Here is a 12,038-nt window from a genome sequence, read left to right on the forward strand (position 1 = left end):
GACCATGTTAGGGTTTCTGTTTTTTCTATATACTTATTTTTTAAATTTTTGCATTAGCTGATAAAAAAGTCCTTTATATTTTAAATCAAGCAGAGCAGCAATTAGTAAAGCAATTGCACCAATGCTGTAGATGAGTGTTGTTGTTTTCATCAATGCGTATTCCTTTCTAAATAATGGATTTATTGTTAAGTGGATGAAACCTTTTTATGTTTCATACGTATTATACATGATGGATTAGTAATTCGATATATAGAAAGGATGGAATAAATGACACAACAGCCAATCGTGCAGCTTCGTAACATCACGAAGGTGATTCGTGGGAAAAAGCTAATTGATAACTTAAATTTGGATTTATATCCAGGGCAAATTACAGGTTTTTTAGGACCGAATGGAGCAGGGAAAACAACGACGATTCGTATGCTGACAGGACTGATGTACCCAACAGCAGGCGAGGTAATTATTGATGGTCAATCATTGAAAACACATTATGAGGAAGCCATTAGTAAAGTCGGTGTGATTGTAGAAAATCCTGAAATGTATAAATATATGTCAGGTTACAAAAATCTACTGCATTTTGCCAGAATGCATAAAAATGTAGATAAGACAAGAATTGATGAGGTTGTACAGCAGGTTGGGCTTGAAAAGCGTATACATGAAAAGGTGTCGACCTATTCGCTTGGGATGCGTCAACGCTTAGGCTTAGCGCAAGCATTATTACATCGGCCAAAGTTTTTAATTTTAGATGAACCGACAAATGGTTTAGATCCAGCAGGTATTCGTGAATTCCGTACATATTTAAGAAAAATTGCTGCTGAAGAAGATGTTGCTGTATTTGTCTCCAGTCACTTATTATCCGAAATTGAGCTAATGTGTGACCGTATTGCTGTTATTCAAAACGGACAATTAATTGATATTCGTGAAATGAACAGCGAGGCTGAAACAGTTTATTATGTGGAAGCTACACCTGTAGAAAAAGTTGAGGAAGTAGCACATGCCTTGCAGATTGAGTTCACGCAGCGAGAAAAAGGGCTGGAGCTACAGTTAACAAAAGAGCATGTACCGAATTTTGTCTCAGTGCTTGTTGCACAAAACGTAGCGATTTTTACTATCCAGCCACAGCAAAAAACATTAGAAGAACAATTTTTAGAGATGACAGGAGGCGGACAAATTGCTGAAACTCATACAAAATGAATGGATGAAACTTTGGCATCAAAAAGCAACATGGGCAATGCTTCTTATTTTAATTGCCGTCATTGTTGGGTTTGGTGGCATTAATAAATACTACAGTGTAAAAGAAACGCGTGATTGGCAGACAATCGAAAAAGAAAATATTGCCTCCAATAAACAAATCATCACTGAAAATAATATGAATGAGGCAGATGCGGCCTATTTCCAAGAGCAAATAACGATTAGTGAATATCGTTTAGCACATGACATAGCACCACCACAAGATGCAACCTTTGCGAGTTTTATGGACTTTAGTGTCAATTTAATGACCTTTGTGACATTGTTTGCTGTCATTGTGGCTGCGGGTATCGTATCGAGTGAATTTTCCACAGGTACCATTAAAATGCTGTTAACTCGACCTGTGTCACGTACAAAAATTTTGACTTCTAAATTATTGCTATCATTTTTATATGGGTTATTTATGCTTGTAGTGAATTTTGCCGTAGTAGCTATCGTTGGGCTGATATTATTTGGTCAAGGTGCAGGTGTACAGCTAGAATTAGTGAATGGTGTCGTACAGGAGGTAGATGTATGGGGGGATTTATTTGAAAAAGCCTATTTATCTCTTGGTAACTTTACTATCTCCATCCTTTTTGCTTTCTTTATTGGCTCTGTATTCCGTTCAAGCGCTTTAGCTATCGGTTTAACGATGTTTTTATCGTATATGGGTACAGTCATTGTCCTGTTACTAAGTAAGTATTCGTTTGCGAAATATATTTGGCTTGCACATGCAGATTTAACACAATATCAAACAGGGAATATTATGATTGAAGGAAGCACAATGACCCTGTCATTAACAGTGCTAGCAGTCTATGCTGTTATTTTCTTAGTTGCTAGCTACTGGTCATTCAGTAAACGTGATGTGACGGCTTAAAGTAAACAAGCTATTTTCTCTTTCAAAGAGAAAATAGCTTGTTTTTTATTGTATATTCATTGGAGAATCAGAATATACTTTACTTATATTAAGATTTGATAAAAAATTTATCATTTAGCGATTTAATTTTAGTGTGTTATACTTTTTTTAGCGTGTTGATTGGAGGAAGAATAATGGATGCGATTATTAGAGTAACGAATGTCACAATAAATCATTTGAAAAATGTAAAGCATGGTAAGTTCAAAACAAATACGAGCTTTGAACAAATAGATTGTGCAGATGTAGTTGGTTTTTATGGGCAAAATGGTTCAGGAAAAACAGCAGTAGTCGAAGCATTTAGCTTATTAAAATCACTATTACATATAGAGGCATTGCCAAAAAAGACTAAAAAACTAATTTATTTTGGAGAATCAGCGATTGAGTTAGTATTTGAATTTTTGATTGCAAATTCTTTTGGTAAGTATTTTGTCAAATATACGATTGTGTTAAAAGAGGGTACAGAAAGGCTTGTTGTCACAGATGAAACACTGTCCTATAAAGAAAATATAAGCAAAAAGCGTTTTAAAGATATTTTATCTAAAAGTGACCGAATCATTTCTGTACGCAATAAAAAAATGACGACTTTCTCTGAAAATGATCGTGTCACTATGATGGTAGCAGAACGAATGGCTGTAGATAATGCGACATCATTTATTTTTAGAAAAGAGCTACAGGAAGTGTGGCAGGCTGTTTTAAATGAGGAAGAGCAAGAAATTATGCAAAATATTCAGCATCACTTCAAAAAGGATTTTCATGTTATTGATACAACGCAATATGGTCTTTTAGTAGCGAATATTATTATGCCCTTTAGTGTTCATATTGAAAATATTCGAGGAAACATCCCCTATGAATTAAAGGATACAATGCTTCTTCCGAAAGATGTATTTACAACGATTGAGAAAGTAATCGAGCAAACGAATGTTGTGTTGAAGACAATTATTCCTGGGTTATTTATCAAAGTAAGAAAAATCCATATAGAGAAAATGGATAGTGGAGAAGATGGTGTTCGCTTTGAGTTTTTATCGATTAAAGAAGATATTGAACTGCCATTACGCAGTGAATCGGAGGGCGTGCTTAAAATTATTTCTATTTTAAGTACACTGATAGCTGTGTATAACAACCCAAATGCCTGTGTTGTCATTGATGAACTAGATGCGGGGATTTTTGAATATTTATTAGGGGAGTTATTAGAGGTGATTAGTGAAAATGGCAAAGGACAGCTATTTTTTACGTCACATAATTTGCGCATTCTAGAAGTATTACCAATTCAGCATTTATGGTTTACAACGATGAATGAAGAAAATCGTTATTTACAATTAAAAGGTGTCAAAAAATTAAATAATGCACGAGATATTTATTTAAGAGCGGTTCAATTAGGTGGACAAGATGAGCTCATCTACAATGAGACAAATATGTATGATATCAAAAAATCCTTTAGGAAGGCGGGCAATATTATTGGCTAATATGGAGAAAAAGGTTGTGCTTGTATTGGTAGAAGGGAATACGGATGAGACATTGCTGATTGGGCGTTTACGGGAATTATTTAAAGAGAAGGAAATTCGGTTTGAGCCTAAAAATGGTGATATATTTTATGATATGGAGCAAGCAAAAAAGCCAGTCAAAGAATTAATTGGCAATCGTGTGAAAGAGATTTTGCTGAAAAGAAAGTTTAAGCCATCTAATATTTTAGCTGTACTCCATATTTTAGATACAGATGGCTGCTTTATTGAGTCAGATGCTATTTTAGTAAATAATGAGCAAGCCACTTTAACTGAATATCAGGAAAATGGTATTTATGTTCAAACCGAAGCACAAAAGCATAATATTCAACAAAGAAATGAAGTACGCTCACGGAATATCCAAATCATGAATACAACGCAAAAAATTTTAACCTATTCCTATCAAGCCTATTATTTCTCCAGACATTTAGAGCATGTTGTTTTTAATGACATGAATCCAAAAAAAGAAAACAAGGTAGAAAAGGTCGATCGTTTTTTGGACGAGCTAGAGGTACCGATTGAAGAATTTCTGGAAGCATTTCTGCCACAGGAGCGAACCGCAACATATGAGGATACATATAAAAACAGTTGGCAGTTTGTTTCGCAGGACTTAAATTCGTTGAAGCGTGCTACAAATATACCTTTAATGCTTGATTTTTTGCAAGAGCAAGTGCCGTTATAAGTGTCACAAATATTTCCTTCGACCTAACCAAATAGTCGGCAAAATCGTTTATAATAAGGCTATTCGAAAAAGAAAGTAGTGAAAGAATATGGCAACAGGCACACATACAGTGGAAGTACCCGTAGGCATTGAGCAAGTATGGGATTTCGTGAGTGATATGGAGAAATGGGCAAAACTTGTCCCTGGCTATAACGCACATACGATGATTGATGATAAGCATTCTACATGGACATTTAAAGGCAATGTAGGCGTTTTGAAAAAAACAGTGGAAGTGGAAATTACGATTTTAGAGTGGGTAGCTCCTTCAAAAGTTACATTTGAGCTAAAAGGATTATCTGATAATTTCACGGGTAAAGGGCATTTCCAAGCAGAAAGCATTGATGCAGCACATACTAAAATGACAGGTGTATTAGAGGTGGTAGCAGGTGGCTTAGCTGGGCCTGTATTAAATCCAATCTTTAAGCCAATCGTCCCGAAAGCAACAAAAATGCTGACAGATCGTGTGGCAAATAAAATTAAATCGATTCATGGGTAAGTAAAAGGCGTGCTAGTAATGGACTAGTATGCCTTTTTCATTGCGCATAACTCTCTCTTTATAGACATATGATGCACAAGGAGGGATTAGTATCGAACATAAAACATGGACAATGCGAGAGACATTTTGTTTTCAAGGATATGGTTGCCCTACAGAAATAGCGGCGGTGCAAATTACACCACAATGGCAAACAAAGCAGCTAGAAGACTCATTACGTTTAATTGGTATTTATCATATTACAGCACATGTGCGCTTTGATTTTCAAAATATGCAGGCGACCCATTATGGGGACGATTCGGTGATGATTGATGCATTAGATATTCAAGGGGATACAGGTTATTTTGAATATGCGGTTCCCTTGCATGTTGATTTACCAAAAGATGCAGCGGTGAAAGATTTAATGGTGAAGGATATTCGTCCACTTTTGACCAATCAGGGCTGTCAACTAGAATGGGCTGTAACAAGCGTGTTTAATGAGCAGGAAGAACCCTTTGTGGCTATTCCTCCTAATGAGCCATTGATACAAGATAGTGCGCTGGAGCAAAAGATTGCATTAAGAGAATCCTCTAGTCAAATCGTCATGCGAGAATCAAGCTCTTGGCATGAGGTGCCATCCATGATTTGGGATTTGACAGAGGATTACACGCCACTTAAAATTCGTGTATCAAATAATATCACATAATAGTAAATAGCAAAGTAGTAAGAGTAACAATAAAAAGATAAAATCACCCGATGTAGGAACGATAATGACACGGACAAATTGAAAAGCACAGATTGGTATAATAATCGTGCGACAATAAAAACGGAATTGACGTAGCCAAGGTGGTAAAAGCCAAGGATTATATTTTCGTTTTCTCATATCCATCACCTTTCTTTTATCTAATGAAATCACTTGAAAAATAGTGAGTTATTACGATACAATAAAAACAAATTAAAAAAGAGATGCGATGACAGGGAAGAGTAAATTAATCGTACAAATGAAGAGAGGAAACGGTAGCTGAGAAGTTTCTATTTGTACTTAGTTGAAGGTAGCCCTTGAGCAGTTTTAATGAACTAATAGTAGTTAAAGCCGGTTAAACACCGTTACCGAATTAAGAGCCGAGTTGGAAGCTATGTATTCAATTCGGAATTAAAGGTGGTACCGCGAACTTAAAACTCCTTCGTCCTTTTAGACGTGAGGAGTTTTTTATATTGGTTTAGTAAATTCCATTTACTGAACCAATATAAGCCCTGGCAGTTGTTGTACCTGATGCTAGCGCTTTTGGTACAGAAAAATCCGAACACAATTACGCTGGGGCGTAATTGATTTTTTACAAGGAGGAACTTTACTATGACAGAAAATTTATCAATGCCAACAAAGTATGAGCCACAGTCCATTGAAGCTGGACGTTATGACTGGTGGTTACAAGGAAAGTTTTTCGAAGCACAGCCAGACAGTGGGAAAAAACCATATTCCATCGTGATTCCACCGCCAAATGTTACAGGTAAACTACATTTAGGACATGCATGGGATACGACATTACAAGATATTTTAATTCGTATGAAACGTATGCAAGGTTATGATGCACTTTGGTTACCTGGTATGGACCATGCAGGGATTGCGACACAGGCGAAAGTAGAAGCAAAACTGCGCGAAGATAATATTACACGTTATGATTTAGGGCGTGAAAAATTCCTTGAAAAAACATGGGAATGGAAAGAAGAATATGCTGGTCATATTCGTGATCAATGGGCAAAGCTTGGTCTTGGCTTAGATTATACGCGCGAACGCTTCACGTTAGATAAAGGTCTATCAGATGCAGTAAAAACAGTATTCGTCCAATTGTATGAAAAAGGGCTTATTTATCGTGGCGAACGTATTATTAACTGGGACCCAGCAGCGAAAACGGCTTTATCGGATATTGAAGTTATTTATCAAGATGTACAAGGTGCATTTTACCACATGAAATATCCATTAGCAGATGGTTCAGGCTATGTAGAGGTAGCAACGACACGTCCAGAAACAATGCTTGGTGATTCAGGGGTGGCTGTGCATCCAAATGATGAGCGTTACCAGCATTTAATTGGTAAAACGGTTATTTTACCAATCGTAGGTCGTGAAATCCCAATCGTAGCTGATGATTATGTGGATATGGAATTTGGTACGGGTGTTGTAAAAATGACACCAGCGCATGATCCAAATGACTTTGAAGTAGGGAATCGCCATAACCTAGAGCGTATTCTTGTGATGAATGAAGATGGCACAATGAATGAGCTGGCTGGCAAGTATAATGGTATGGATCGTTTCGATTGCCGCAAGCAAATCGTAGCAGATTTACAGGAAGCAGGCGTGTTAATTCGCATTGAAGAGCACATGCATTCAGTAGGTCATTCAGAGCGTACAGGTGCAGTAGTAGAGCCTTATTTATCAGCACAATGGTTTGTAAAAATGCAGCCACTTGCAGATGCTTCTCTTGGATTACAACAAGATGAAGAAGGGAAAGTCAACTTCGTACCAGCACGCTTCGAAAACACGTATTCTCGCTGGATGGAAAATATTCGTGATTGGTGTATTTCTCGTCAGCTTTGGTGGGGGCATCAAATTCCAGCTTGGTATCATAATGAAACAGGTGAAGTATATGTTGGCATGGAAGCGCCAGCAGATGCGGAAAACTGGACACAGGATGAAGATGTATTGGATACATGGTTCTCATCTGCATTATGGCCGTTTTCAACAATGGGCTGGCCAGATGAAACAAATGCAGAGTACCAACGCTATTATCCAACAAGCACACTAGTAACAGGCTATGATATTATTTTCTTCTGGGTATCACGTATGATTTTCCAAGGGCTTGAATTTACAGGTAAACGTCCATTCCAAGATGTATTAATTCACGGTTTAGTACGTGATGGTGAAGGGCGTAAAATGAGTAAATCGCTTGGTAATGGTGTGGATCCAATGGATGTAATCGAGCAATATGGTGCAGACTCATTGCGTTATTTCCTAGCAACGGGTTCATCACCAGGGCAAGATTTACGCTATACAACAGAAAAAGTAGAGGCTGTTTGGAACTTTGCCAATAAAATTTGGAATGCCTCTCGCTTTGCCTTAATGAATATGGATGGTATGACATATGACGAAATCGATTTAACAGGTGAAAAATCGGTTGCAGATAAATGGATTTTAACGCGCTTGAATGAAACAATTGAACGTGTGACATCTCTTGCAGAACGTTATGAGTTTGGTGAAGTAGGTCGTGAGCTATATAACTTCATTTGGGATGATTTCTGTTCTTGGTATATTGAAATGGCGAAATTACCACTTTATGGTGAAGATGAAGCGGCAAAGAAAACAACACGCTCTATTTTGGCATATGTATTGGATCAAACAATGCGTCTATTACATCCGTTTATGCCATTTATTACAGAAGAGATCTGGCAACATCTACCACATAAAGGGGAATCCATTACAGTGGCAGCATGGCCAACAGTACGTGAAGACCTTCATTTCGCAGCAGAAGCAGACAATATGAAGCTTCTTATGGATATTATACGTTCAGTGCGCAATATTCGTGCAGAAGTAAATACACCAATGAGCAAAAAAGTACCGCTTTATATTTCAGCAAATGAGACGACGACTGTAACAGTGCTAGAAGCGAATAAAGCTTATTTAGAGAAATTCTGTAATCCAGAACCATTAACAATCGGAGAAAACTTAACAGCACCAGGTCAATCTATGACAGCGGTTGTAACGGGCGCACAAATTTTCCTTCCACTTGTAGGTTTGATTAATTTAGATGAAGAAATTGCTCGTCTTGAAAAAGAATTAGAGAAATGGGCAAAAGAAGTGAAACTTGTAACAGGTAAATTATCGAATGAAAAATTTGTATCGAAAGCACCAGAGGCTCTTGTCAATGCGGAGCGTGAAAAATTAGCAGACTACGAAAGTAAACATGCGATTGTTTTAAAACGTTTAGAAGAACTAAAAACGATGTCATAATAAGCAGTGGGTAGCGATAAGCTACCCACTTTTTGTATGTAAAAAGATAGAGAGGATATGAGTATAAGTATTTATTTTTTTTCTATGTATATAGTATAATGGATGAAAGAAGTTTCGGAATAGTTAGTAAACAAAACCTAAATAAATGATAAAGAGGAAGGGATTATCATGACAGGAAATATAGCTACTATCATAACAAAGTTAAATAAAGCTTGTGATGACATGGATTTTGTGAGTGCTAGAGTACTAATTGAGACAAACCTAGTGAAATTATCTGAGGGCAAATATTATCGTTTATTAAATACAAATGGCCAAGTACTTTTGAAGCATATTTTAGCGAATAGCAAAAACAGTCAAAAAGGCTCTAATCCATTAACGCGTGCAGAGTTATTAATCATTAATCGAGTGAATGAATACTGCACGAATTTTGATATTCCTATGCTGAAGCGAACATTAAAAACATCTTTAGAATTGATGCAGCGTGAGGAAATAACGCCTCTTTTAAATAGTGATGCTAAAATTATTTTGCATGATATGGGGGCATTACTTGGAGTGAATCAACTGCAATAAGCAAAATAAATAGCTGTGTATTCCTCAACACTTATACTAAAATAGACTTACGGTTAGGATAAGGGAGTGTTTGCGATTGTTTACAACGATGCAGGAATGTACAGATTTTATTTTTTCTTTAAAAGCAGTAGACCATAAACGACAGCCATTGGTGTTAATGAGGGATGTATTAACACGTTTAAATAATCCACAAGATCAATTACGTGTCATTCATATCGCAGGCTCTAACGGGAAAGGCTCAACAGTAAATGCCTTGCGTGAAATGTTACAGCAAGCGGGTTATAAAGTAGGCGCATTTACATCACCACATTTAGAGCGTGTCAACGAGCGAATGACTATCAATGGTATACCGATTTCAGACGAGCAATTTTTACTTTATATGAATACAATTGCTACGATTATTGAGACGCATTATAATGGCGATTTTCCTAGTTTTTTCGAAGTTGTGACATTGATTATGTTCCAATACTTTGCAGATGAGGCAGTCGAAATAGCGTTAATTGAAGTAGGTCTTGGAGGACGGTTAGATGCAACGAATGTTGTGATTCCAGTACTATCCATTATTACAACAGTGTCATTAGAGCATACAGCCTTTTTAGGTGATACTTTTGCTAAAGTAGCATTTGAGAAGGCTGGCATTATTAAAGAAGGTATCCCTGTGATTGTAGGTGTGAAAAATGAAGAAGCACTTGCTGTTATTTATGAAACAGCAAAGCAACGTCATGCACCATGTTATGTATTTGGGCAAGATTTTACTATAGACGATCTGTACCAAGAAGCCGACCGACAAATTTTTGATTATCATTATAAGGAAATCATATTGTCAGCAGTGCCATTAAAAATGGCGGGCTTACACCAAGTTGTCAATGCAAGTATAGCGATAACAGCCATCTTGTTGTTGAAGGAGCAAGGGCTGGTCAACATAACCGATGCCCATATCCGTCAAGCCTTGGCACAAGCGCAGTGGGCAGGACGTTTTGAACAAATCTCTCCACGTATTATACTGGACGGTGCTCATAATTCAGAAGGCACAGCAGCTCTTTTGCAAACATTGACAACGGTGTATCCGCAGCAGCGCTATCATATTGTGTATGCGGCACTTTCTGATAAAGACCATGCCAATAGCATTGCTTTAATGGATCAGAAAGCAGCGTCCATTACCTTTACTCAAATTGGTTTACCTCAAGCGATGCCAGCTGAGCAATTAGCGGCATTATCGAAGCATTCTGCTAAAGTGTATGATAAGGATTGGCGTCAAGCCTTACAAGCTGTTCTACAGAAAAAAGGAGCGGATGATGTTGTCATTATCACAGGTTCGCTGTATTTTATTGCGGAAGCGAGACAGTGGTTTGGGGAGGATGGACGATGATACCAGGCTTAAATCCATATAAAGAACGATGGCATATGCAGAGTGATGATGTGATAAAACCTGGATTAGCAGCAATTGAGGAGGCCTTGGTACGACTAGGTAATCCTGAAAAGCAATTACAGGTTGTCCATATTGCTGGCACGAATGGAAAAGGCTCGACACTCACTTTTTTAGAGGCAATTGCCCAAGCACATGGTTTACGTGTAGGAAAATTTATGTCTCCGTGTATTGTTGATGTACACGACCAAATTCAAGTCGATGGGCAGTATATGACTGTAGCTGAAATGGATGCTGTATTTCAGCAAATGCAGGAGGCAGGACTTAGCGGTGTACTGACAGATTTTGAGCTATTAACAGTAGCAGCCTTTTTGCATTTTGTAACATGTGATGTAGATGTTGCATTGATTGAGGCGGGTATGGGTGGTCTATTAGATAGCACCAATGTTGTCTTGCCAATGGTCTCCATTATTCCGAGTATTGCGCTTGAGCATACACAGTTTTTAGGAAATACATTGACAAGCATTGCCCAGCATAAGGCAGGCATTATTAAGCCATCTCGACCTGTTATTATTGGTGATTTACCAAATGAAGCAAGAGAAATTGTAGTACAAACAGCACAGCAGCAAAGTGCGCCTCTTTTAACGCTACATCAAGATTTTGATGTACTGGACAAACAATATGTACATCACTTAAAGCATCTATATGTGCCAAAGCTAGAGCCTTTGATGAAAGGTGCTCATCAAGTGAACAATATGGCACTAGCGATTACAGCTTTTATCGAAATAGCTGCACTGTTACATATCGAAATCAAGCAAGAAGCGATTCAACAAGGCGTGCGACAAGCAAAAATTTTAGGACGCTTTGAGGAAATTTTGCCTTCGATTATAGTGGATGGCGCACATAATCCTGCAAGTGCTGAACAGCTTGTAGCAACAATTCAGCAGCATTATCCAAATGAGCCGATTACGATGGTAGTAGGGATTTTAGCAGATAAAGATGTAAAGGCAGTGCTTCAATTACTAGAGCAAGTAAGTGATTGCTTTTATTTTGTGGACTTCAATAATCCACGTGCCATGGCTGCGAAAGATATGCTTGCTTTATCCAATGCAGCACACAAGGAAATAGTAGAGGATTATGTATGGTTTTTGCAACAGCAATCAGCTGCACGAGCAACAACAATTGTCACAGGATCATTGTATTTATTAACAGACATACGCACTAATCTACAAAAAAAGGGTAAAAATCCGTCTAGCTAACCGGATTT

Annotated in this window: 11 protein-coding genes and 1 other annotated feature; of the genes, 10 read left to right on the forward strand and 1 reads right to left on the reverse strand. The window is 37.6% G+C overall.

Going from position 1 to position 12,038, the window contains the following annotated elements; translation table 11 throughout:
* Positions 1-267: 267 nt before the first annotated feature.
* From OPF91_RS07785 to OPF91_RS07810, 6 genes are all read left to right on the forward strand, one after another.
* The gene (locus tag OPF91_RS07785) at positions 268-1,191 is read left to right on the forward strand and encodes an ABC transporter ATP-binding protein (RefSeq protein ID WP_264988176.1); all 924 of its coding nucleotides are present in this window, start codon (positions 268-270) and stop codon (positions 1,189-1,191) included.
* Positions 1,169-2,101 (forward strand): ABC transporter permease, encoded by a 933-nt coding sequence (locus OPF91_RS07790; RefSeq protein WP_264988177.1) that lies wholly within the window; start codon positions 1,169-1,171, stop codon positions 2,099-2,101. Before OPF91_RS07785 ends, OPF91_RS07790 begins: the two co-directional genes overlap by 23 nt.
* Before the next feature lie 173 nt (positions 2,102-2,274).
* Positions 2,275-3,603 carry an AAA family ATPase gene (locus tag OPF91_RS07795; RefSeq protein WP_264988178.1) on the forward strand — a complete coding sequence of 443 codons (1,329 nt, stop codon included), beginning with the start codon at positions 2,275-2,277 and terminating at the stop codon, positions 3,601-3,603.
* The gene (locus OPF91_RS07800) at positions 3,596-4,321 is read left to right on the forward strand and encodes a hypothetical protein (protein ID WP_264988180.1); all 726 of its coding nucleotides are present in this window, start codon (positions 3,596-3,598) and stop codon (positions 4,319-4,321) included. The genes OPF91_RS07795 and OPF91_RS07800 overlap by 8 nt, the downstream gene beginning before the upstream one ends.
* A gap of 88 nt (positions 4,322-4,409) precedes the next feature.
* The gene (locus tag OPF91_RS07805) at positions 4,410-4,856 is read left to right on the forward strand and encodes an SRPBCC family protein (RefSeq protein WP_264988182.1); all 447 of its coding nucleotides are present in this window, start codon (positions 4,410-4,412) and stop codon (positions 4,854-4,856) included.
* Between the two features lie 112 nt (positions 4,857-4,968).
* Complete coding sequence (locus OPF91_RS07810) at positions 4,969-5,538, forward strand: valyl-tRNA synthetase (RefSeq protein WP_264988183.1); 570 nt, start codon at positions 4,969-4,971, stop codon at positions 5,536-5,538.
* Here OPF91_RS07810 and OPF91_RS07815 read toward each other — a convergent pair.
* On the reverse strand, positions 5,521-5,715 hold the full coding sequence (locus tag OPF91_RS07815) for a YszA family small membrane protein (protein WP_264988184.1): 195 nt from the start codon (positions 5,713-5,715) through the stop codon (positions 5,521-5,523). The two genes, OPF91_RS07810 and OPF91_RS07815, sit on opposite strands and share 18 nt — an antisense overlap.
* A gap of 79 nt (positions 5,716-5,794) precedes the next feature.
* Positions 5,795-6,027, forward strand: a binding site (T-box leader).
* Positions 6,028-6,186: 159 nt separating this feature from the next.
* On the opposite strand from OPF91_RS07815, the gene OPF91_RS07820 reads away from it, so the two are divergent.
* The 4 genes from OPF91_RS07820 to OPF91_RS07835 all read left to right on the forward strand — a co-directional run bounded on the left by OPF91_RS07820 (position 6,187) and on the right by OPF91_RS07835 (position 12,030).
* A complete protein-coding gene (locus OPF91_RS07820; protein ID WP_264988186.1) occupies positions 6,187-8,835 on the forward strand; it encodes a valine--tRNA ligase in 2,649 nt (882 codons plus the stop codon).
* Positions 8,836-9,003: 168 nt separating this feature from the next.
* A complete protein-coding gene (locus tag OPF91_RS07825) occupies positions 9,004-9,405 on the forward strand; it encodes a hypothetical protein (protein WP_264988187.1) in 402 nt (133 codons plus the stop codon).
* A gap of 76 nt (positions 9,406-9,481) precedes the next feature.
* Positions 9,482-10,774 (forward strand): bifunctional folylpolyglutamate synthase/dihydrofolate synthase, encoded by a 1,293-nt coding sequence (locus OPF91_RS07830; RefSeq protein ID WP_264988188.1) that lies wholly within the window; start codon positions 9,482-9,484, stop codon positions 10,772-10,774.
* Positions 10,771-12,030, forward strand: a complete 1,260-nt coding sequence (locus OPF91_RS07835; RefSeq protein ID WP_264988189.1) for a bifunctional folylpolyglutamate synthase/dihydrofolate synthase — start codon at positions 10,771-10,773, stop codon at positions 12,028-12,030. Before OPF91_RS07830 ends, OPF91_RS07835 begins: the two co-directional genes overlap by 4 nt.
* The last annotated feature ends 8 nt before the right edge of the window (positions 12,031-12,038 follow it).

The sequence above is a fragment of the Lysinibacillus piscis genome, from assembly GCF_026012395.1.
Classification (GTDB): domain Bacteria; phylum Bacillota; class Bacilli; order Bacillales_A; family Planococcaceae; genus Lysinibacillus; species Lysinibacillus piscis.

What these genes read in the sequence shown, in the direction of transcription:
- OPF91_RS07785 (WP_264988176.1), top strand. Translation starts at nt 268, where the DNA reads ATGACACAACAGCCAATCGTGCAGCTTCGTAACATCACGAAGGTGATT.
- OPF91_RS07795 (WP_264988178.1), top strand. Translation starts at nt 2,275, where the DNA reads ATGGATGCGATTATTAGAGTAACGAATGTCACAATAAATCATTTGAAA.
- OPF91_RS07805 (WP_264988182.1), top strand. Translation starts at nt 4,410, where the DNA reads ATGGCAACAGGCACACATACAGTGGAAGTACCCGTAGGCATTGAGCAA.
- OPF91_RS07810 (WP_264988183.1), top strand. Translation starts at nt 4,969, where the DNA reads ATGCGAGAGACATTTTGTTTTCAAGGATATGGTTGCCCTACAGAAATA.
- OPF91_RS07815 (WP_264988184.1), bottom strand. Translation starts at nt 5,715, where the DNA reads ATGAGAAAACGAAAATATAATCCTTGGCTTTTACCACCTTGGCTACGT.
- OPF91_RS07820 (WP_264988186.1), top strand. Translation starts at nt 6,187, where the DNA reads ATGACAGAAAATTTATCAATGCCAACAAAGTATGAGCCACAGTCCATT.
- OPF91_RS07825 (WP_264988187.1), top strand. Translation starts at nt 9,004, where the DNA reads ATGACAGGAAATATAGCTACTATCATAACAAAGTTAAATAAAGCTTGT.
- OPF91_RS07835 (WP_264988189.1), top strand. Translation starts at nt 10,771, where the DNA reads ATGATACCAGGCTTAAATCCATATAAAGAACGATGGCATATGCAGAGT.